At 50.3% G+C, this 21,698-nt stretch carries 17 protein-coding genes; 6 read left to right on the top strand and 11 right to left on the bottom strand.

Annotated elements, in window-relative coordinates; translation table 11 throughout:
- Positions 1-33 precede the first annotated feature (33 nt).
- From NT073_RS32810 to NT073_RS32795, 4 genes are all read right to left on the bottom strand, one after another.
- A complete protein-coding gene (locus tag NT073_RS32810; RefSeq protein ID WP_297382515.1) occupies positions 34-834 on the bottom strand; it encodes a polysaccharide biosynthesis/export family protein in 801 nt (266 codons plus the stop codon).
- A 740-nt stretch (positions 835-1,574) separates the two neighbouring features.
- A complete protein-coding gene (locus tag NT073_RS32805; protein ID WP_297382513.1) occupies positions 1,575-3,044 on the bottom strand; it encodes a right-handed parallel beta-helix repeat-containing protein in 1,470 nt (489 codons plus the stop codon).
- A 67-nt stretch (positions 3,045-3,111) separates the two neighbouring features.
- A complete protein-coding gene (locus tag NT073_RS32800; RefSeq protein WP_297382512.1) occupies positions 3,112-4,008 on the bottom strand; it encodes a glycosyltransferase in 897 nt (298 codons plus the stop codon).
- Between the two features lie 398 nt (positions 4,009-4,406).
- On the bottom strand, positions 4,407-4,787 hold the full coding sequence (locus NT073_RS32795; RefSeq protein ID WP_297382511.1) for a LytTR family DNA-binding domain-containing protein: 381 nt from the start codon (positions 4,785-4,787) through the stop codon (positions 4,407-4,409).
- Between the two features lie 219 nt (positions 4,788-5,006).
- On the opposite strand from NT073_RS32795, the gene NT073_RS32790 reads away from it, so the two are divergent.
- The 3 genes from NT073_RS32790 to NT073_RS32780 all read left to right on the top strand — a co-directional run bounded on the left by NT073_RS32790 (position 5,007) and on the right by NT073_RS32780 (position 11,423).
- Positions 5,007-5,810, top strand: coding sequence for a hypothetical protein (locus NT073_RS32790; protein WP_297382510.1), 804 nt, complete (start codon positions 5,007-5,009; stop codon positions 5,808-5,810).
- A gap of 415 nt (positions 5,811-6,225) precedes the next feature.
- On the top strand, positions 6,226-9,936 hold the full coding sequence (locus NT073_RS32785) for an NPCBM/NEW2 domain-containing protein (protein ID WP_297382508.1): 3,711 nt from the start codon (positions 6,226-6,228) through the stop codon (positions 9,934-9,936).
- 236 nt (positions 9,937-10,172) lie between these two features.
- Positions 10,173-11,423, top strand: coding sequence for a hypothetical protein (locus NT073_RS32780; RefSeq protein WP_297382507.1), 1,251 nt, complete (start codon positions 10,173-10,175; stop codon positions 11,421-11,423).
- Positions 11,424-11,487: 64 nt separating this feature from the next.
- Here the strand turns inward: NT073_RS32780 and katE are convergent, their stop codons facing one another.
- The 3 genes from katE to NT073_RS32765 form a co-directional block, all read right to left on the bottom strand.
- Positions 11,488-13,638, bottom strand: coding sequence for a catalase HPII (katE, locus tag NT073_RS32775; protein WP_297382505.1), 2,151 nt, complete (start codon positions 13,636-13,638; stop codon positions 11,488-11,490).
- Positions 13,639-14,050: 412 nt separating this feature from the next.
- Entirely contained in the window at positions 14,051-14,293 is a 243-nt protein-coding gene (locus tag NT073_RS32770; protein WP_297382503.1) for a hypothetical protein, read from the bottom strand.
- Positions 14,294-14,418: 125 nt separating this feature from the next.
- Positions 14,419-14,715: a hypothetical protein gene (locus NT073_RS32765; RefSeq protein ID WP_297382501.1), complete on the bottom strand. Its 297-nt coding sequence runs from the start codon at positions 14,713-14,715 to the stop codon at positions 14,419-14,421.
- A gap of 400 nt (positions 14,716-15,115) precedes the next feature.
- Here NT073_RS32765 and NT073_RS32760 point away from each other — a divergent pair, with 400 nt between their 5' ends.
- The gene (locus NT073_RS32760; RefSeq protein WP_297382499.1) at positions 15,116-15,904 is read left to right on the top strand and encodes a hypothetical protein; all 789 of its coding nucleotides are present in this window, start codon (positions 15,116-15,118) and stop codon (positions 15,902-15,904) included.
- 200 nt (positions 15,905-16,104) lie between these two features.
- Here NT073_RS32760 and NT073_RS32755 read toward each other — a convergent pair whose 3' ends face one another.
- The 4 genes from NT073_RS32755 to ahcY all read right to left on the bottom strand — a co-directional run bounded on the left by NT073_RS32755 (position 16,105) and on the right by ahcY (position 20,450).
- Positions 16,105-17,046 carry a metallophosphatase gene (locus NT073_RS32755; RefSeq protein WP_297382497.1) on the bottom strand — a complete coding sequence of 314 codons (942 nt, stop codon included), beginning with the start codon at positions 17,044-17,046 and terminating at the stop codon, positions 16,105-16,107.
- Positions 17,024-17,764: a 5'-nucleotidase gene (locus tag NT073_RS32750; RefSeq protein WP_297382495.1), complete on the bottom strand. Its 741-nt coding sequence runs from the start codon at positions 17,762-17,764 to the stop codon at positions 17,024-17,026. The genes NT073_RS32755 and NT073_RS32750 overlap by 23 nt, the downstream gene beginning before the upstream one ends.
- Positions 17,765-17,834: 70 nt before the next feature.
- On the bottom strand, positions 17,835-18,983 hold the full coding sequence (locus NT073_RS32745; protein WP_297382493.1) for a hypothetical protein: 1,149 nt from the start codon (positions 18,981-18,983) through the stop codon (positions 17,835-17,837).
- Positions 18,984-19,139: 156 nt separating this feature from the next.
- Positions 19,140-20,450 (bottom strand): adenosylhomocysteinase, encoded by a 1,311-nt coding sequence (gene ahcY, locus NT073_RS32740; RefSeq protein ID WP_297382492.1) that lies wholly within the window; start codon positions 20,448-20,450, stop codon positions 19,140-19,142.
- A gap of 235 nt (positions 20,451-20,685) precedes the next feature.
- Between ahcY and NT073_RS32735 the strand changes: the two genes are divergently transcribed.
- A complete protein-coding gene (locus NT073_RS32735) occupies positions 20,686-21,180 on the top strand; it encodes a MarR family transcriptional regulator (protein WP_297382490.1) in 495 nt (164 codons plus the stop codon).
- Positions 21,181-21,184: 4 nt separating this feature from the next.
- The gene (locus tag NT073_RS32730) at positions 21,185-21,661 is read left to right on the top strand and encodes a GNAT family N-acetyltransferase (protein WP_297382488.1); all 477 of its coding nucleotides are present in this window, start codon (positions 21,185-21,187) and stop codon (positions 21,659-21,661) included.
- Positions 21,662-21,698 lie beyond the last annotated feature (37 nt).

Below are 21,698 nucleotides of genomic sequence, written 5' to 3'. Positions count from 1 at the left end.
TAAGTCTACGTTGAGAGGTAAGTGTTGGTCCGGTTAACGCCGGGTCGCGATGATAGCTATGATCGACAGAATGCCCGTCAGGATGGGAGCCAGCTGATAGGCTCGGTCTACGCTGGTTGCTCGGGCTTTACCCGGTTCTACATACACAATATCATTCGGGTGAAGCGTGTAATAAGGTGACCGGAACGCGCTGCGCTGGGTCAGGTCAAGCCGGGTAAAAACTCGTTTGCCTCCTTCTTCCCGAATAACCAGGACGTTGTCGCGCCGACCGTAGACTGTCAAATCACCGGCGAGCCCGAGGGCTTCCGGAAGGGTGATCTGTTCGGTCGGGATGGTAAACAGCGACGGGCGCGACACCTCGCCCAGCACAGAAATCCGGAAGTTCAGGTTGCGCACATTGACAGTTGGTTCTTTAAGGTAGTTTTTGAGTTTGCCGCCAATCAGATCACCCGCTTTGGCATTTGTCAGATTAACAACCGCTACCTGACCGATCAATGGCAGTTTTATCGTTCCATCATCAGCTACCACATAGCCTACTGTTCTGGCCAGTGGATTGGTGCCATTGGCCGTTGCCGCAGCCTCGGCCATGGATACCGGATTGAAATAGGCTGACGCTTCGGCGTTCAGGCTGCTCACCTGAACAGACAGAACATCACCTTTTTTTATAGTAGGAATAAAGGGATCCGATATGGCTATTGTGTCGTCTCTGCTGGTTACTCCCTGAAAATAAACCAGTTTTCTGGCAGATGTACAGCCGCTTAGCGAAGCTATTGAAAGTAGAATGGCTGCCAGGGCTGCCCATGTGTGTACTTTCTTACTCGTTCCTTTACTCATTCTTAAATGTAGGTTGGTCATTTTAATCAATGTTTCGGGGTGCAAAAGGCGCCCTGAAACGCACAGGCAATCGATGTCCTTTCAGATAAGATCTGTCTGCCGGTAAGCAGTAATTGGTTAAAAAGAGAGTTTAATCCCGATGATCGGTGTAAACCAGGCTGGATTTTGCTGGTAGCACTGTCTGTAGGTCGTACGGTAAGAGTACGTTTATGATGGGCGCACGGTGGATTGCAAAGGGATTAAATTAGGTGTTCAACTCCTCGCAGGATTATTTACCGAATGTAAAGCCGGGATTACTGAAGACAAAAAATAGACAGGGGAGAGACGAAATACCGGCGTTAATAAAATGACCTTTTTTGTAGTCCTATATCAATCTATGTTAACAAGTTTGCTTTGATAGCGGCCTGCCGTTAATAATATCGTTGAACAGAAAGTATTTTTTTTTGGATCTTTTATAGTAATACCGAATTAGAAATTAACGTACCCTTTGGATAGTTTAAGGGTAAAGTTATACCACTAAAAGAAATTGTACTAAACTAAGTATTGGACAATACTTACAAAAATTTTAACTATTCAAAAAATACTGAAAACACAATCGTTCCCGGCTGGGTTAAAGCAGTAAAATGCCGCTGCAACAGTCTACAAAATGAGCTGGCCAGAACGCAAGAATCGCCTGTCAGCATCGAACTAACAGACGATTCATCTAAATAGCCAGAAATTAACCCTACAAGCGTACGAAATCAGGGCAGCAAATTACCCGATTCATCGTAATTCATCGACGCTTTAACACTACCGCCCAGTACGGCGTCGTATGGCTTGCCTCCATTGCCCTGAATCAGTTTGTTGTTCATGAGTACGTTATTGGTGGCTTTACTGCCATAAGCCATCAGCGTAGCCTGGTTGCCGGGGCTGGTTTTGTTGGAAATGGTATTGTTCGTAAATGTATTATTCGGTGAATTGTCGCAGATAATTGCTTTGTTGGCCGCACTCTCTATGACGTTTTCATTGAATAAACCGCCTGCTGTAGAATGGGCCAGCTCCAGCATGCCCGTCATAGAGAAATTGTTTTTGGTGAACTGAATCGCCCCCCCATTGAAGAACTGAACTCCACCCGTAACGGTGCCAACGGTTCCGTTGCCGGTAACGACCATTCCCCCAGTAATTGTCCCCCCGTTCTGATCGGGCCCGCTGCCATCATTCGAACCCGTAAGAAATTTGTCGAAAATACCTTCAAACTTGTTGTTCGTAATACTGACATTCTGAGCCGCACCGGCAATCTCGATACCAAACAGGCTACAGTTTTTGATGTAGTTGCTAGAAACGGTGATCTGCTCAAGTGGTCCCGATAAGGAAATACCGAAGCGGCAATTTGAAAAATTGTTGCTGCTGACCGTTATATTCTTGCCCGCGTATACATTGTAATTGTCGTGATTGAAAATCTCGCAGGCCATTCGTTTTGCCTGCACCGTATTGTTACGTACCACAATGTTTGAGCCGGTGCGGTTGGCCTGAATCTTCACGGTGAGCCAGTTGGTACTGTCTTTGGCGGCTGCATCGTTGCCGGTACAGTTCTGTATAGTGAGGTTGGTAATGGAAGGGCCGTCGAGGTAAATGGTGCCGTAAGTCCCCTTTTCCTGCGAGCTTACGATCCACGACAATCCATCGATCAGAATATCAGACAGGGGTATTTTAGGATCGTCCGGGTTAACTAGTGAGATGTACGATTTGGGCAACTTGATGGTGACTTTACCAGGATTGGCCCGGATGGCTATGTTGCTTTTTAAATGAACCGGGGTGGTTTGTGTGTAGGTGCCGTCCGGAATGGTCAAGTCGCTAACGGCCGTTACGGCGGCTTGTAGCTCGGGACCTATATCGGTATCTGCTACATCGACGCCAAACCAGTAAGCATTGGCCGAGCCCGAATAGGTCCGCTTGTAGCGGTGGCCTTTTGTGGTGACCAGTATAGTCCCCATATTATCGGGGCTGCTCATATCGGCCTCATCGAGGGTAAAGATACCTTCCCGACCCGCGTCTGTAACCCGAATTCGACTGGGAATCGGGTTTTCATGAAAGAGTCTCACCTGAGCAATGCTCATGGTATCCTCCCGCTGTACAACGGTTTCCGGGACAGGATCTGCCGGTTTACAATAGGCCAGTATGCTGATAACAGACACGAACAGGCCTATCTGAAGTATTTTCGAATTCTTCATAGTCAATGCATCAATACGTTGGTGGAAATCAGCCCTGTTCGACGAAGCCAGTGGGGCTGCGGGGCCATTAGCGCATACCGGCAATGGTTTTTAATCGGTTAAATATCCGAATGGGAACACTGTACCGACGAAGTGTTTGCTGGTGATAATAATCGGTTGTCTGTACAAGTCTGGGGAAAGTAAACGTGCGTTGTGTACCATCGTCCAAGTCTGTTTTATACCGATTGTAAATGTTGGTATGGGTAGCTTCTTCGCCGAAGCCAATGTTCTGCACTTTTGATTTGGTAGGATAAACCGTTAGCCCGTTGTCTTTGAAGCGGTTGAAGCAGAAACGGATATCCCAGGCATCGGCCCGGCCTTCCATTTGGTCGCGTAACATGCCGAGCAGGTCAGAGCCGCCCTGCATAAATGCTTTTTGCTGTTGCTTATCCTGCATGAACGCCGGGTAAGCCTTCATATCCCAGTCGATGGATGCCCAGCGGTCGGCCCAGGTAGCCCAACCCCACGGACTATGGCGCGGAATCATGTACGCATCTGTCTCGTGCGTACGGGGTTTTTGAAACGGAAACGTATAGCCCGCCACCGAATACACCCGCCGGTTGAGAGCGTACTGCCGTAAGCCCTGGTTCATAAAATCCAGAAAATTGGGGGAGGTAATCAGGTCGTCTTCAACAATGATAGCTGTTGGGTGTCGGGACAGCACATAAGAGATGCCCCGGATAACCGAATCGGCACAACCGATATTGGTTTGGGCGTAGTCGCGGTGAATGGTTCGAAAGCCCGAAATGCTATCCAAAAGCTGCCGGACTTCATTTACTTTAAGCCAGTCTTCTGGCCGCTTTGGTGCATCGGCGAAAATATACAGATCACTCTCCGGGGCTAAGTAGTTTGCCTCCAGGGCTTGTATGGTTGCTTTAAGTTCATGGGGGCGCTTGAAGGCAAATAAAATTACCGGTGCATTCATAATATAGAAACGTTTGAGTAGTAGAATAAGCTAGTGCAGTACACGCCTGAATAAGCCGGAGCAGCAAAAGATTCAGTAAAGGCGCCAGCAGCCATAAGTAGCCTCCGGGCGACTTCTGATTTCCCGTGATTTTGAATGATTACCTACTATAAAGCTAGAGGGGGAGCCTGTGAGAACAAAGAAATAGGAAGGCTTACCGCTAGTAGTCGATTTAACCTATTTCCACTATTTGTGATCATTTACCTTCATCCTGATCCTGTTTGTTTAACAAGGATTTGAGTAGTAAATAAAATCTTGTATTATAGTAATGGTAAATAAGTTTTTTTGCAGTTATACCCGATAAGAAATTAACTTTCTTTCGATACTGCAAGCGGTATAACCTTCGTATACGGTCTTGATTAATCGGCCATTGGATAATCGGAAAGGTCGTCTTGCATGTCTTCCGAAAGCATTTCCTGATTTATTATGAGCGTGAGCTGAGCCGACGTGTAAGGAAGTCGATCGCGGGAAACGGGTATGACCGTATCGTCTAGTAAACGTACCCAGCCAGACCTCCCTTTCTTCTGAACAAATTCACGGGCGTAAGCTGGATTAATGATGGCTGAGCGGTGTATGCGAACAAAATTCAGGTTTTGCTCAAACCAATGAAGCGGTTGAGTGATTGTAGTAATCGTACCGTTCTGGAAATGTACCCGGGTGTAATTTGCATCACCTTCCAGCCATACAATTGAACTTATGAGAACCTGGTGTGAGTAGCCTACTAATTGAATGGTATCCATATAGAGCTTGTTGAGTTGCTTCTATATACGTGTTATATGTAACACTGGTTTTCGTTAAGTGGTAGTAGCCAAGTAAGGTTTTGCCCTGACTAGCTGATTTTGTAAGCATACGGTAGCTACCAAATAGATGCTTATATTTACTTGAAAAGGTACATTAAAAAGGCTGTTACGTCTAAAACAATTTATTATGCGTAACAAATTGCTGGTAAACTTATGGAGATGTCTATTCACCAACCTATTCTACGGATCAACAAATCGACGCTTACATTTACGCAGACAGCTGTCGATAAGCCCTGCTTTTTGCTGCTCACTGTTGCGCAGTTACATGCAGCTTCTCCCGTAACAATCGAGACGGATGCTCCAGATCATTTTTTGTTGGCAACGGACGATCAGCCTACTTATAAACCAAGACTTACCTTTGTACCATCGCCCGAAGGCACGTATGTACACGTACGTTACATTTCGCCAAAGTGGGCATCCAAACAGGCAGTATTAACCGTTCAGGCACCTTATGATACACAGACGGTCACGCTGGAAGGGCGGACGGCAGGCCTGCTCGCGGTCGTGCAAAAGGTGGTGCCAGTCAGAACCTTACCTCAGTTGGCAAGTGGTACCAGGCAGTCTGTTCAGCCTTTTCGGAAGAGCTGGATCGCTCTTGCCGTACTAGCGGTTGCCAGTGGACTGGGCTACACTGGTGTGAAGTACAAATGCCAGCTTTTTCCCAGTTTATGTCAGTCTGCCCCGATCAGCAAATCAGCCGTTGAGCAGACTCCCGCACTTCTGGCTGACTCAGCAACCGCCGACCTGACTGTCGATGCCCCCTCGCTCGAGAAACGTCCATCCGTCGAAGAAATGACTACGCAGCAGTCTGTGAAAGAGGCTGCGGAAAGCAATTCGCTCAAAAAATCGGTTACTCAGTCGAATGCCAATAAAGCCCCCAAACGCCGGAAAGTCGAACCCGCAGAACCTGATCAGGAGAGCGAACTGGAACGGGAACTGAATGGTAAGCCCGGTACCAATTGATGCCAGGTTAGACATAATCACAGACTATACCGAGCATCAGTATAGTCTGTGACTATATGGGTGCGTTATACGGTCTCCGACCACCTACCATGACTGTCCTGCCCACCTGTCATGACCACCGCTAACACGCGCTCGTAGCCTATTTTTCATTTCTTTTTTAAACGGTTTAAATCGCACATAACCAGTAGGTGAGTGGCTAGATTTTCGTATACGACATGCGGAGATCTGACGCATAATGTATACCTTTTTTGAGGGACGGAAATAGACTGTCGGCTTATTGATTTCTTCTCATTTTTTTAATCTACATACCGTTTAATAAACAAATTCTTCGGTTTATATTGCGTTGATGGCTTCCTTTTGAAGGTTGTCGATACAACGCATTACTCTTTTTATCCTCTGCTCTAGTCAATCAAACATGTTGCAAAAACCTATTGGTGAGCACCGTCCGTGTGCCCGTTCACTACTTCTTTTTAATGCTTTCCTACTTCTCTGGGGTACTGTCAGTCAACCGCTACAGGCGCAAACGACTTACTATGTTGCTAACTCGGGGAACGATACCAACAGCGGCAATTCGGAAGGAGCTCCGTTTCAGACACTGGCGAAGGTTAATAGCCTGACTTTACAACCGGGCGACGCTGTTTTGTTTCGGCGGGGCGATAGCTTTCGCGGTAGTCTGGTTATCCGGCAGTCCGGTGCGCCGGGCAGGCCCCTTGTAATCGATGCCTATGGCTCGGGAAGTAAACCGATTCTGGTGGGGTCTGTGCCACTGACTGGCTGGACCAACATCGGCAATAACATCTGGCAGGCCGATTGTCCATCCTGCGGAAGCCGGGTAACGGGCGTGTATCAAAATACTGAGGCTTTGCCGCTGGGCCGCTATCCTAACCCCGGTGAGGCCAGTAAAGGCTACCTGACCATTCAGTCGCACAGTGGCAAAACGCAGTTTACCAGCCAGCAGGGGCTAACGGCCAACTGGACGGGGGGCGAAGCGGTTGTACGGCCCAATCAATGGATTCTGGACCGGGCGGCCATTACCCAGCAGAACGGGAATACCCTGACCCTGGCCAATACAAGTAGCTACAATCTGGCCGATGAGTGGGGCTATTTTATCCAAAATCACCCCGCCACGCTGGATCAGGTCGGTGAGTGGTATTATAACCCGGCCAACAAAACGATTCAACTGTTCAATGATCAGCGCAACCCCAATAGCCAGCTCATTACGGCCACGGCCTTCAATGAAGGCATAAAGCTGACGAACGTGTCGTACGTAACAGTGCGCAATGTTGAAATTACAGAAACGCTCAGCAGCGGCATCGCCGTTACGGGCGGGTCAAATTTCACCTTCTCCGGCAACGATATCACCAACTCTGGCGAAGACGGCGTCACGATTATTGGTTCGGGGAATACCGTAGTGGCCGAAAATAATCTGATCGAAGACGCCAACAGCAGCGGCTTTTATATTGGCCCTTACCAGAACTTTACGTTTCAGGGCAACACGCTTCGGCGGATAGGAACGCTGCCCGGCCGGGGAAAAAGCGGTGACGGTACCTATTCAGCCCTGCAATCGCTATGTACGGGCAACACCCTGATTGAAAATAACGTGGTAGACTATGTCGGCTACAACGGCATTGCCGTCGTGACCAATGCCACGGTGCGGTATAATCAGGTGTCGAACTTCTGCCTGACTAAAAGCGACGGGGGCGGCATTTACACCTGGAACGGTAGCGGTGGTAATGTAGGCGATTTGCACATTGTGTCAAATATCGTGTTCAACGGAGCCGGGGCACCGGAGGGAACACCGGGCGGAGCTTATTCCGGTGCCAATGGCATTTTTCTGGACGACTGTTCGAAAAATGTAGAGGTGCTAAACAACACATCCTTTGGGTCGAAAGGAATGGGTATCTTCCTGCGGGGTGTGTCCAGCATCACCGTCAGAGGAAATACGAGTTTCAACAATACGGAAGAGCAGCTCAAACTGGCGTATAATGGTGCCTGTGCCCTGCGAAATAACATTGTCGAGAATAACATTCTGTTTAGTCGGCTGGCTAGTCAGGTGGTAGCCGCTTATGAGTCGAACGCAAACGACCTGACCAGCTACGGCCAGTTCGATTACAACTATTACGTTCGCCCATTTGAAGATTTGTTTAAGATCCGGGCCGTTTATAATCCGGGGTCCGGGCTGACCGGGGCCGATCTGCCCTTAAAAGCGTGGCAGGCGCAGTTTGGTAAAGACGCCAACTCGTTCAACAGCCCGATCACGTATAAAAGCCAGATTGTTAGCAAGACGGGGGCCAGCCTGCTGACGAGTTCGTTTTCCGGCGATGCCGGGGGATGGAGTGTCTGGTCACCAACGGGCAACGGCCGGGCCGACTGGGACAATACCAGTCGGCTCGATGGGGGCTCGCTTCGGCTGTCCTTCAGCAACAACCAGCCGGATTCGTACCTGCTGGCTACGGTAAAAATCGGTACCGTTACCAAAGGGAAATCGTACCAGCTACTGTTCGATGGGGTGGCTTCTGCCGAGGGTAAGAAAGTGGAAGTATACCCCCGCCAATTGTCGGGCAGTTACAAAGACCTGTCGCCCCGCACGCTGTTACTGATGGGCACCGGCCGCCAGACCTACGAAGCTGTATTCACGGCTACGGCCGATGAGGCCAATGCAATTCTGGTAGTGCAGGTAACCGGCGATGGCCAAACGGCCTGGATTGACAATGTTCGACTGGCAGAAGCAACACTTACCACCGTAAACCCCGACGACTACATCAGGTTAGTCTATAATCCGACCAGCCAGGATAAGACTGTGGGGCTGAATGGCACGTACCGAGATGCGAAAAATACGGCTTATACCAATCAGCTAACGCTGTCTCCTTTTTCATCGGCGGTGCTGATGAAGGAAATTAATCCGGAGCCAACGCCCGTCGTGGACTTGCGGGAGCCGGAAAATCCGGCGAATGCCGTTGCGGGACTTGACTACCAGTATTTCGAAGGGTACTGGAACCGTCTGCCTGACATGGCCAGTCTCACACCCACAAAATCGGGCACCGCTGCCCGTGTCGACCTCTCGGTGCGTAACCGAACAGAACAGTACGCCCTGCGCTATAAAGGATATGTTGACATACCGGCCAATGGCAGCTACACCTTTTACACGGCTTCGGATGATGGCAGTAAACTCCTGATTGGCGCAACGGAGGTAGTTAACAACGATGGCATACATGGCCTTGTCGAAAAATCCGGCGTTATTGGCTTGAAAGCAGGTCGACACGCTATCACCCTTCTTTATTTCCAGGGCGGTGGCGGTCAGTCGATGACCGTCAGCTACGAAGGCCCTGGCCTCAGCAAACGGGACATTCCGACGTCGGCTTTCTACCGGGTAGCGGCCGACGTTAGTGGCATCTACCTGTCTGACCTGACTTGGGCGTCAGCCAGCAGCGGCTACGGTCCCGTGGAGAAAGACCGCAGCAATGGTGAGGCCAACGCGGGCGACGGCCGGACCATAACCCTCAACGGCGTTACGTACAACAAGGGGCTGGGTGTTCATGCGTCTTCGGATATAACGTATAGTCTGAACGGTCAGTACACGCGTTTTTTGTCTGATATTGGAATTGACGACGAAATTCCCAACGGAAGTTGCGGTTCGGTCACGTTTGAAGTGTATTTAGACAATGTGCTGACTTATAGCAGTGTTCGGATGAATCCCGCAATGGCTACCAAGACAATTGATCTGGACGTATCTGGTAAGCAGACGCTGCGGCTGGTAGTGACGAACGCGGGCGATGACGCTAACTGCGATCATGCCGACTGGGCCGGGGCCAGGTTAACCGGCTCGGGCAGCGGACGCATCGCCGATCGTAGCACGGACGAGTTTACGGCAGAACTGGCCGTTCAGGTATATCCCATACCTGCCCGCGACGAAGTTCAGGTGCATTACCGTACGGCTTTGTCCGGTATAGTAAGTCTGCAACTGCTCAACACAACCGGTACGCCGGTTATTCAGACGCGCCAGTCGGTGTCGGTTGGGGAGAACTTGATTCGACTATCTGTTGGTGAACTTACGCGTGGCTTTTACGTGCTGACGGTCGTTCAGGATGGAAAACGGTCCTCCCGGAAAGTAATCTTGGCGGAATAACTATTAGGTATCGTCTATGACTATGTCCTGTCGGGTAAACGGTGGGTGTAGTCATAGACTACGCCGGGCATTGGGAAACTTCACCACCTATATTATTGTTGATTATATAGGCATGGAACCCTTGTAAATCTGGTCAGAAAAGCGTTAATTTTACCCTGGTATTTAGTCAGGGTATTCGCCAGATAACCTGATTACCGTCAGTCAACCACCGTCTTTCTACTAAACAATCAATGATCATGGCAATGGGGGCCTATGTCGATCAGAAAAGCCCCGTAAACGAAGTAAATAGTTATCAAAAAACCTATACGGTAGAACAGGCCGAAGCGGCTAATGAAGCCTTCGATCGGTCGGTCAAACAGTTTCTGCGCGACTGGATCGAGCAGGGAACGGTTTCGACCAGGAACCCGGATGGTATCGGCGATACCGAAGAATTTATTGAACATGGCGCCCTGCGTAGTTTTTTTAAACACCGGGAGGATGCCTTCGAACGCCTGCTTGAGCAGGAATCTATAGCCCGGCATTTACTTCGACCTATCGATGAAGTGTATTTTCAGGGTGATGCCTACGAGCCTTTACTGGCCAAATTTGAGAAGCGTATTTACAATATAGCCGCGCATCGGGAAAACCTCGAAGTGCCGTTTCGATATAGCCCCCTCAGCCGTCAGGGTGATCACGGCGATACGCTTCAGTTGATCGATGCCAATGGCAATCAATCGCACGAGGATATTGGGGTCTATTTTGGAACTCGCCGTACCGATAGTACCGCGCTGGCTATTCTGGCTCATCAGTTGCGCTGGGAAGCCCTGTCGCCCTCCGAAGTGCCCATCCATGTAGTTACGGAAGGCTATATGATTGACTCTCTGCAACGGGTAAAGGCCATTGCCGAACAACTCGGCGAACAGGGTGTAACCGAACCGCACTGCTTCGTGATCCAGCGTCGCCACGCAGTCGACGACCGGCATCTGGGCACGGCTCTGCTGATTATGAACCCGCAGCTACCGGCCGTACCTCAGCGTATTATTTTCTGCGATACACTCAGCACGGGTGTACGACCGCCTTGGTGGGATAAGTTCAGACACAAAGTTGACCTTGTTTTTCCCCAGCCAGACGGTTACGAACCCGCTTCTGCCCGGCTGGAAGATGGTGGCGTAAAACTACAGCGGCTGCACGACGGCGTACCGGTCCGGCATCAGGACATCGACTGTGCGTTCTATACCTCCTCCATGTGCCGGGCGCTGATTCAACTGGTAAAGTCCAGCCCTGATCTTATTCTGAACGGCTCCATTGAAGCCATTGTCGATCAGATGACGGAACGGATGCCCGAGTATTACGAACAACCTAATCAGCCCAAGGAGCCTGCGATTGTTCGGGAAGTCAATGTGATACGCCGGTGGAATACCGGTTGGCAGGCCCTGAAAAACATGATGCAAAACCACCTGACCGACTTCGTTGCTCAACTATCAGTTAATGAGGTGGTTAGTCAATGAGTTGGTAAGTGGCCGAAGCAAGCATATATCGCTTCGGCCACTTACCAACTCATTGACTATATATCTATACCAGCTTTTTTTCCCGGCTCCAGAAGCGGTGCTGCTCAATGGCGTCGATAAATTTCTGGGGAACCTCACTGCCCGTATCAGAACTGGTAATGACTCCTTCGCTGCTCAGCAGGGCTTCAGCACCACCGTTAGCAGCTGCGTGCAGCAAATCAACACCTTCGCCAGTAGCAGCCAGCGCTTTGCAGTGCATAAACGCTTCGTGAATAAAACGAATGGCATCCGCTTCCTGAAGCAGCGATTTTACACTGCTTTGTCCGCCCGGTACATACACCGCGTCGAACAGGACCGACGCTGTTGTTTGCAGGCTGGCATCAATCTTTATTGTTTCGCCATCCGATGTTTTCAGCATGCCCACCCGTGGGGCAACAATGCCGATGATCGCTTTCTCGGCTGACAGAGCGTTCATCATGGCTTTTAACTGCGTAGCATCAACGCCATCGGCGGCCAGAATCGCTACCTGCCGCGTTTTAATGCCTTTCTTGGGTGGATGCGCCATGCTCAGTGCCGCCGAGCTACCCACGGTAGATTTGGCGGGTTCCGACTGATAGTCGGCGGGGTTGGCATCTGCCGGAACGCTTTTGTTCAATTGAACGCCTTCGGCCGATGGAACCTCAAGCCCCAACCCTTCGCCAACAAGCGTTGCCAGAGTCATATCAATCTGCGACAGGTGGATAAGCATTCGCTTCCGGATATCTTCAACAACCACTTTGCCTAACTCAAAACGCAGGGCTTTAACGATGTGTGTCTTCTCCGTTGGCGACTGACTGTTCCAGAACAGCTTGGCCTGGTTGTAGTGGTCCATGAAGCTTTTGCTACGGGCGCGGACCTTGTTTGCATCAATTCGTTCGGCATGGCTTACAAAGCCGCCTTCTGCTTCAGTGGCCTGCGCGGGCGAATCGCCGTTGATGGCATTAGGGCCATAACTTGTGCGTCCAACGTTAATCGTCTGGCGCATGTGGCCATCCCGCTGGCCGTTATGTACCGGAGCAATAGGCCGGTTAATGGGAATCTCGTGGAAGTTTGGCCCACCCAGCCGCTTCAACTGCGTGTCAGTATAGGAAAACAGGCGTCCCTGCAACAACGGGTCGTTGGAGAAGTCGATACCGGGAACAACGTGCCCCAGGTGAAAAGCCACCTGCTCGGTTTCGGCAAAATAGTTGTCCGGGTTTCGGTTGAGTGTCATCTTGCCAAGCCGGACAATGGGGACCAGTTCTTCGGGAATGAGTTTTGTCGAGTCGAGCAGGTCGAAATCAAATTTGTGCTCATCTGCTTCCTCCACGACCTGAACGCCCAATTCCCATTCCGGGTAAGCGCCCCCTTCGATGGCATCCCACAGATCGCGACGGTGAAAGTCGGGGTCGCGACCAGAGATAAGCTGCGCTTCGTCCCAAACAACGGAGTGAACGCCTAATAGTGGTTTCCAATGAAACTTGACGAAACGCGACTTGCCGTTGGCGTTAATGAGCCGGAACGTATGCACGCCGAAACCTTCCATCATGCGGTAGCTGCGGGGAATAGCTCGGTCCGACATGACCCACATCACCATGTGCATGGATTCGGGCGTGAGCGAGATAAAGTCCCAGAAGGTATCGTGCGCCGATGCGGCCTGTGGAATTTCGTTATTAGGCTCCGGCTTCACAGCATGAATCAAATCCGGGAATTTGATAGCATCCTGAATAAAGAACACGGGTATGTTATTCCCAACCAAATCGAAGTTCCCTTCTTCGGTGTAGAATTTTACGGCAAATCCACGTACATCGCGGGCAAGGTCGGTAGACCCACGCGAACCGGCTACGGTAGAGAAACGGACAAAAACGGGTGTTTTAACGGAGGGGTCGAGCAGGAACTTCGCTTTTGTAAGTTCGGGCTGGGGTTCATAGGCCTGAAAGTACCCGTGAGCAGCTGCACCACGTGCGTGGACGATGCGTTCCGGAATCCGTTCGTGGTCGAAATGGGTAATCTTTTCGCGAAGAATAAAGTCTTCCAGTAAAGTGGCTCCACGTGGGCCTGCTTTTAGCGAGTTCTGGTCGTCGTTGACGCGTAAGCCCTGATTGGTGGTCAGAAACTGGCCCGTGCTGTCTTCCCGGTTCACGTCCAGCTCTTCTAATTTTGCATTCGTGTTGGTTTTGTTTTGCTCCGTACTCATATTGACGTTGAGTTAATGTATATTTCCTATAGGATTACTTATAGTACATGTAATGGGGGCCTTTGTTTAGAAAAACACGAACTATTTCACCTACGGATTAGCCGGGCTGGCCGCCCAAATCTGTTCAAGGTCTCGTGTACGCGTACCACCTTAATTCTAACCTCGGAGTCATCTACGGTGCCGCTCATAGATTGAACAACACCCCTACATGGACAACGATTACACCAAGTGCCTGAGGCTGCTGCTATTCTGACCTAAAGGATAGCCAGAGGAGCCATCGGGGTATACGAAAGAACGCCCGGCCATGCATGGCCGGGCGTTCTTTCGTATGCATAAACGGTTGCAAAATGTATATGCAGATGTGGGTGCCTGATTAGGCAAAACCAATAGTAAACAACCCGAAACAGGTTACCTACTCAGGCTGAGACTCGAAAATAGCCATGGCTTTGTCGATGGTTTCGTCATCTACACCGTCCACGGTTAATTCGTTATCGTTCTCTACATTACTGACAACAACAACAGAATCCATATTCAGCTCTGGATCGGCCAAAAAAAGTGCAGCGCGGAAACGCTCCTCAATTCGCCGGTTCAGGGCATCATTAATGTCATGCGTTAGCGCACTGGCCAACTGAGTTTCTTCTTGATTATTAAGCATGCGTAAAGGGAAGTTTTGAGAACATTGAGAGTATAAAGGTAACAAAACTAAAACTGAGGGCAAGCACATTAGCCTATAGTTTCGGCGTAAATTATCCTCTTTAACCTGGCCATTCTCAAAAAGATTTATACACGATAGTCTTTCCTGCTCGCACTCAGTATACCCGAATAAGCCAGCTCGTAAGTCGACGTCTTTCGAACGGAACGATTCTGGTTTAAGTCGTTGAGTACCGCCTTTGCGAATGCGATCTTATCGGATTTTCGATAGTCGTCGAGGTGTGTTGCGCCCGAAGGGGGATTAAAATCATGGCTGGTGCGCTGGCAGGCTGCCCATAATTCGGGGTGCAGTTTGATCTTATACTGGCGAATGGGTGTGTCTGCACCGAACCAGAGATTTTTGATGTTTTCTACAGTAGACTTCATGTCAATAAACGCTAGTATGTAGCCAAACCGCATCCTGTAGGCATTGTTTTAGAATGCTCTGATTGTTAATGAAAACTTAATCAGATACTTAGCCTGCGGATTCTGGGCTATGGCTTACTTGTTACTTCGTGGTATGAACATTACGAACGGCTGTTCGGAAGAATGATTGTGTGTGTTAGGCAAAACCTTCGCTGATCAGCCTGTTCTGCCGCGTTGCCACTCAGCCCTATAAGGGTGCATTTGTCCGTTTAAACTAGCTTTTTTATCAATTTTATATTTTACTTGCAATATACTATGGGACGTATATTATAAAGCGAGCGTACAACCAGATCAGCTCTGGGAAACGTTACTCATACCGAACTATCCCACAAAAACGAGCCGCACACCAGTTGACCTTATTATGGAACAGGAACGACTTGACGAGTTTGACAAAGCAATCTTTAGCCCCCCGTCCGACCGGGCCGTAAAAGTCTGGCGCTACATGAGTTACACATCGTTCATGGCTCTGCTCAACAGTGGGAGTCTACATCTGACAAGATGCGATCAGTTCGATGACCATTTCGAGGGAATCGTACCTGAAGAGGACTCCCGGCTGCAACAGGATCAGTACAAAGATGCGTTGGTGAATAAAAGCCGACTGACGCCCGGTCAACTGGCTGAGGTACTCGAAAAGGTGTGGAGGAAGTACCAAAGACAGTATGTATTCATCAACTGCTGGCACATCAGCAGTCATGAGTCGGCGGCTTTGTGGAAATTGTATGGTGCAACAAAGGAAGCCATCGTTATCCAAACGACATACGACCGGTTGAGAGAGGTGTTACCGGCCAGTTATCAGATCGGTGAGGTCAGGTACGTCGATCATGAAACATACATGAACAAAGAAAAGGATGGTTTCTTTTCAATTATGTTCAAGCGAAAATCCTTTCAATACGAACGGGAGTTGCGGGTGTGTTACGTAGATGCTTACGAATTTCAACAGGATGTGAAAAACCCCGCCGAGTTTTTCTGCCGGACAAACGCCCGGCTGGTCGAGACCGTTCCCGTTGATCTGAATGCCCTGGTTGAGTCGGTACGAATTGGTCCACAAACGCCGGACTGGTTTGTGAAGCTGGTAAAAGATTCGGTACTCCGTTTGGGCTATGACCTGCCCGTCGGCCAGTCTGGTTTAGCTGATTACCCGTTTGAGTAGGGTAGTCTGATACGGACGCTGAGGGGAATCAGGCGGTATTCAGGTGAAGTGGCCTGTTCGAGTTCTCTGGAACGTCTTCGTGACGCAATGCAGCCTGAGGCTGTCTAAACAGGTAGTTGAATTAATTTGACGATATGTATAAGCCCGACTGCCTTGATGCGGCCGGGCTTTTTTTGATGGCTCTGGGTGTTTCGTAATGTTTATTTTACCTCTACAGATTGGCCCGCACTCGAAACGGCTTTGCCCCGGTCGAAGGTGAGGTCGATTCGGCCGAGGTTGATGCCGGCAAACCCAACCTGATTGATCCAGACGGGTTGGCCATCGAGGTTATTGACTGCCACCGGCGCGTCCAGAAAGGTGTGGGTGTGCCCGCCAATAATGAGGTCGATCTGTTTGGTTTTGGCCGCCAGCACATTGTCCGACACGGTTGCATCGTTGTATTTATAGCCCAGGTGAGAGAGGCAAATGACGTAGTCGCACTTCTTGTCGCTGCGAAGTTTAGCGCCCATGTCGTTCCCGATTTCTATGGGGTCGAGGTACTTTGTCTCTTTGTAGGCATCGCGCGGAATGAGGCCTTCCGGTTTGATGCCCAGGCCAAAGACGCCTACCCGAACGCCGTCTTTCTCAAAAATTTTAAACGGCATTGTCCGGCCATCCAGTACGGTATTTTTAAAGTCATAGTTGGCAATCAGCAGCGGAAAACGGGCCTTGCCAAACTGCGTTACCATGTTGTCAATTCCCCCGTCGAAATCATGGTTACCGATGGTACCGGCATCGTAGCCGAGCTGGTTCATCGCCAGAATTTCGGGCTCCCCTTTGTAGATATTGAAGTAGGGCGTTCCCTGAAAAATATCACCGGCATCGAAAAGCAACACATGGCGGGGTTGGCCGTTCACCTGTTCCTGCCGAATTTTCTGGATAAGGGTTGCCCGGCGTGCCACGCCACCCTTGCCCGCATTCCGGCTGCCATCCATAGGGAAGGGGTCCAGCCGACTGTGGACGTCGTTGGTATGCAGAATGGTCAGCGACGTAGCTCTGGATTTACCCGAATACGCCAGCACATCCGGCGCTACTGAGCCAATAACGGCGGCTGTACCGAATACTTTCAGGAACTGGCGTCTATTCGATGCTAATGCGTCCATCAGAAACAGGGTTAATGGGTTGACCGGTTTTGCCCAACTGCCGGAAATAATCGATCAGGGCATCGCGCATGAGGTAATTGATATTTTCACTTTTGATGGGATTCTTCAGAAATCCCGCTTCGTCGCCCCCATTCGCTACGTAGTCGCTCATGACCACGGTATAGGTTTCGTTGGGCTGGAGCGTCCGGCCGTTGGTAAACGTAGCCGATTGAAGCTGCCCATTGTGCAGCTTGGCCCGCAAACCGCCAATGACCAACTTATCGCCTTTGGCAAAATGATTCAGCATTTGGCGGAGCATATCGCCGGTCATGGTCAGTACGATCAACTGATTATCGAAAGGCATAACCTCGAAAATAGAGCCGGTCGTAATGTTCCCTTCGGGCAGGTTATTCCGAATGCCGCCGTAGTTCAGGTGCGAACAGTCGATGGGTTTGCCATAACGCTCAGTAGCCTGTTTAAGTAGGGCGTCGGTGAGCAGATCATTGAGCGGTCCTTCGGGCTGTCCTTTCTCGATGCGTGCCGTTGAGCGGGCCAGTACCTCGTTCATGGTCTTGTTGAGACCCTGCCGGTAAGGCGTCAGAAAATTAGCAACGCTGCTGTCGGTTGCGGCCGAAAGGGAGTCCACGCCGATGCGGCTGGCCGTTCGGTTCGTAAGGTGGTAACCCGGATGGCAGGCCGATAAAGCTGCCAGAGCGAATAACAGAAAGTGTTTTTTCATACTGAATGGCAAGTTCGGAAACTCTGCTGAATCGTGCGTTACTAAATTGTTGACAAGGTGGTCAAAGAGCCTAATTCAGCATACTGCCAGGCAAGGGAATGAGGGTATGATCGGGTTTATAAACGACCCGGCGAATCCGGCTGAATCCGCCCAGACTAAGTTGCAGGTTAAGTAACCCGCCCGAGAACGTATCCTTCGCCAGCAGCGGGCTGTAGGAAAGTTTTGTCCGTACAAACCAGAAGCTGTCTTCCGAACGGTCGGGTTTGTGTGTGTTGTCGCCCAGCTTAATGTCAACGATCAGCCCAACGGTAGGGGCATGGTTATAAAGCGACAATCCTTTGTATCGTTCGTCGTTCCCATCGCGGGGCGACAGGTCGAGCAGTCGGTAGCCAATGTACGGAATAAGTCGGCTGCGGGGTAAATCGGCTATAATCCGACCCAGTCCGACTTCAAATAAACTCGACGTAACGGACATGTCTTTCTCCCAGATCTGTTTATTATGGGAGAAACCAGCCCGAAGGGTGCCATTATAGAGTGTCGGATGCAGGAGAAGTACCGTTTTCTGAAAAGCAATGTCGAGGCCAACGACTACGCCGGCGGCCGGGCTGAATGTTTGCGTGAGCGAGCCCGTTGGCAGCATACCCCCTCCGCCAACGAACATACCGTATCCTATTTTCGACGAACGAAACGTTGTTCGTAGATCGGGGGTATCGTACAGGCGCTGGGCTACCTGCAACTGCCAGCGTTTGAGCGCGGGCAGATCGTCGCCCCCACCGGTTTCTGCCCGAAACCGGTTCACTTCGGCCCCTAGCTCGGCATTGGTCAGGTACTCGATTCGGGTGGCCTGCTGCTTGAAATGCCGGTCGGTGTGCAGCGCAACGAGCTTGGCTTTCATCAATCGGGTATATACCTCCACCAGGTCGAACAGCACCTGATTGTAAGCAAGAGTGCGTTCGTTGCGGGCCGTTTCGGATACCCACGACAGGTTGCGGAACATCAGGCAAAAGGCGTCGATAGCGGGCTGGCTCCAGACGGATGTAGGGCGAACTTCGTAGCCAATCTGGTAATGAAATTCGGAACCGCCCAAACCCGATTGAATGGGTGCGTGAAAATCGCTGAGGAGAAGACGCCGGGTTGTGCTCCAGTGCAGCGTGTCAATTGTCGCCTGCGCCGAACCTAGCAGGGGAGACAATAACAGCACAAAGAGCAGACGGTTCATAGTAAATCAGCTTTCCTTGGGTCAATACTAACAAATTTAACGCAAAAAAGCGCGGCCCCGTCTCCGAAGCCGCGCTTGATGATGTATGATATAGGATGTATGATGTAACCCACTGGGGAATACATCATACATCCTATATCATACATCATACATACTTTAATACCGATACATTTCGGATTTGAACGGACCCTGAACCGGTACACCAATATAATCAGCCTGATCCTGCGCCAGCGGCTCAAGTTTTGCCCCTACGTGAGCCAGGTGTAAAGCGGCTACTTTCTCGTCCAGAATCTTGGGCAGTACATATACTTTGTTTTCGTATTTGTCCGAATTAGCCCACAACTCAAGTTGTGCCAGTGTTTGGTTCGAGAACGAACATGACATCACGAAAGAGGGGTGGCCCATAGCACAGCCAAGGTTTACCAGACGGCCTTCGGCCAGTACGATAACTTCTTTGCCGTTTACCTCGTACATGTCTACCTGTGGCTTGATCTGGCTCTTCGTGTGACCGTAGTTTTCGTTGAGCCACGCCATGTCAATTTCATTATCGAAGTGACCAATGTTGCAGACAATCGCTTTGTCGCGCATGGCTTCGAAATGGCGTCCTTTAATGATACCAACGTTGCCGGTTGCGGTCACAAAAATCTGAGCGCGGGGAACGGCCTCGTCCATCGGGATGACTTCAAAGCCATCCATTGCGGCCTGAAGGGCACAGATTGGGTCGATTTCCGTTACCAATACGCGGCAACCGGCACCCCGGAGCGACTCCGCAGAGCCTTTACCTACGTCGCCGTAACCAGCCACGACAGCTACTTTACCGGCCAGCATCAGGTCGGTTGCCCGGCGGATAGCATCGACCAGCGACTCGCGGCAGCCGTACTTGTTATCGAACTTCGACTTCGTTACCGAGTCGTTAACGTTGATAGCGGGCAGGTGCAGCGTACCGTTTTTCATGCGCTCGTATAGGCGGTGAACACCGGTCGTCGTTTCTTCTGACAGCCCTTTGATACCTTCAATCAGTTCGGGGTACACGTCAAAGACCATGTTGGTCAGGTCACCACCGTCGTCGAGGATCATGTTCAACGGCTGACGATCTTCGCCGAAGAACAGCGTTTGCTCAATGCACCAGTTGAATTCTTCTTCGTTCATCCCTTTCCAGGCATAGACGGGAATGCCAGCCGCAGCAATGGCAGCCGCAGCGTGGTCCTGCGTCGAGAAAATGTTGCACGACGACCAGGTTACTTCGGCACCCAGCTCAACGAGTGTTTCGATTAGCACCGCCGTTTGAATAGTCATGTGCAGACACCCGGCAACGCGTGCTCCTTTCAGAGGTTGCGAAGGGCCATATTCAGCACGGAGGGCCATCAGACCCGGCATTTCGGCTTCGGCAAGTTTGATTTCCTTGCGGCCCCACTCGGCCAGCGCAATATCCTTAACCTTATAGGGAACGTAGGTTGACGTTTGCATGATTAGTTTGTGAAAAACAAAGGAGCGTTTGATCAGTCATAAAAACGGATTCCTTCGTATGTTGCGATTCTTAGCAAAATACAAAATTAAAGATTGATCGCCAGAATCCCTACTGAACAACAACTACTTTAGTCACTGACAGAACGTTCCATGCCAAACTATTTATGAGAACCGGCTTGACAATTACCCCGAAGAGTTATAACTATGTAAGGTCTTACGTAATTGCTTACATAGTATGGATTTTATGGCCGAAATGGCTGAGTTGGCCCTTGCCAGCCGACTCAGGCGATTAAGTGATATTTACTGGCAGGCGGTTACGGCCATTTACAGGCAGTCGGGGGTGGATTTCGACGTTCGCTGGGCTACCATTTTTGTGCTTATTGCCCGGCAGGGGCCTGTTGCCGTAATGGAAATTGCTGAACGGCTGGGTATTACGCACCCGGCTGTTATTCAGGTTATCAATGAGCTGGAAAAGAACGACCTCATTGTGTCGGCTAAGTCGGAGACTGACGGGCGTAAGCGGCTGCTAACCCTGAGCGAGCGAGGACAAGCCATGTTGCCAAGGCTTCAACCTATTTGGGATGCCTTTATCGCGGTCAATAGCAGTATGCTAGCGCAGCAGACGCATAACCTCCTGCAATCGCTTCAGGAGATGGAAGTGCAGCTCAGCGAAAAAAACTTTTACGACCGGGTTCAGGACGAATTAAAAAAGACAACCACCAAATCATAACACTATGAACGACGTATCCATCATTCCTTATTCACTCCAATATCAGGATGATTTCAAACGGCTCAATATTGAGTGGATTTCCCATTATTTTGCCGTTGAACCCCATGACCTGGAGCAACTGGATCACCCTGAGATTTATGTGATGCCCCGCAATGGTCAAATCTTTTTTGCTAAAATAGGTGAGGAGGTTGTTGGCTGTGTGGCGATGGTGAACACCAGCACTTCGGAGCAGGGCGTAGCTGAATTTGAACTGGCTAAAATGGCCGTTTCGCCCACGGCGCAGGGCAAAGGTATCGGTAAGAAACTATGCCTGGCTGCTATTGATTATGCCCGTCAACTGGATGTTAAAAAGGTCTGGCTGGAGTCGAATCGGATTCTTACGCCCGCTCTTACCATGTACGAGAGTGTCGGGTTTCGGGAAGTTCTCAGCATCCCAACGCCCTACGCACGCGCCGATATTCGGATGGAGATGATGTTATAAAGAAGTGAATTTTAGGATTTTCTGGCCGCAAAGGGCT

It is taken from the genome of Spirosoma sp. (assembly GCF_026391055.1).
Lineage (GTDB): Bacteria > Bacteroidota > Bacteroidia > Cytophagales > Spirosomataceae > Spirosoma.
Note: the sequence above shows the minus strand (reverse complement) of the source record. Positions and strands in the feature narration are given on the sequence as shown.

Coding starts and splice junctions, on each gene's coding strand:
- NT073_RS32750 (WP_297382495.1), bottom strand. CDS start 17,764: ATGAAAAAACACTTTCTGTTATTCGCTCTGGCAGCTTTATCGGCCTGC.
- NT073_RS32755 (WP_297382497.1), bottom strand. CDS start 17,046: ATGGACGCATTAGCATCGAATAGACGCCAGTTCCTGAAAGTATTCGGT.
- NT073_RS32735 (WP_297382490.1), top strand. CDS start 20,686: ATGGATTTTATGGCCGAAATGGCTGAGTTGGCCCTTGCCAGCCGACTC.
- NT073_RS32790 (WP_297382510.1), top strand. CDS start 5,007: ATGTCTATTCACCAACCTATTCTACGGATCAACAAATCGACGCTTACA.
- NT073_RS32780 (WP_297382507.1), top strand. CDS start 10,173: ATGGCAATGGGGGCCTATGTCGATCAGAAAAGCCCCGTAAACGAAGTA.
- NT073_RS32765 (WP_297382501.1), bottom strand. CDS start 14,715: ATGAAGTCTACTGTAGAAAACATCAAAAATCTCTGGTTCGGTGCAGAC.
- katE (WP_297382505.1), bottom strand. CDS start 13,638: ATGAGTACGGAGCAAAACAAAACCAACACGAATGCAAAATTAGAAGAG.
- NT073_RS32795 (WP_297382511.1), bottom strand. CDS start 4,787: ATGGATACCATTCAATTAGTAGGCTACTCACACCAGGTTCTCATAAGT.
- NT073_RS32785 (WP_297382508.1), top strand. CDS start 6,226: ATGTTGCAAAAACCTATTGGTGAGCACCGTCCGTGTGCCCGTTCACTA.
- NT073_RS32800 (WP_297382512.1), bottom strand. CDS start 4,008: ATGAATGCACCGGTAATTTTATTTGCCTTCAAGCGCCCCCATGAACTT.
- NT073_RS32805 (WP_297382513.1), bottom strand. CDS start 3,044: ATGAAGAATTCGAAAATACTTCAGATAGGCCTGTTCGTGTCTGTTATC.
- NT073_RS32730 (WP_297382488.1), top strand. CDS start 21,185: ATGAACGACGTATCCATCATTCCTTATTCACTCCAATATCAGGATGAT.
- NT073_RS32760 (WP_297382499.1), top strand. CDS start 15,116: ATGGAACAGGAACGACTTGACGAGTTTGACAAAGCAATCTTTAGCCCC.
- ahcY (WP_297382492.1), bottom strand. CDS start 20,450: ATGCAAACGTCAACCTACGTTCCCTATAAGGTTAAGGATATTGCGCTG.
- NT073_RS32770 (WP_297382503.1), bottom strand. CDS start 14,293: ATGCTTAATAATCAAGAAGAAACTCAGTTGGCCAGTGCGCTAACGCAT.
- NT073_RS32810 (WP_297382515.1), bottom strand. CDS start 834: ATGAGTAAAGGAACGAGTAAGAAAGTACACACATGGGCAGCCCTGGCA.
- NT073_RS32745 (WP_297382493.1), bottom strand. CDS start 18,983: ATGAACCGTCTGCTCTTTGTGCTGTTATTGTCTCCCCTGCTAGGTTCG.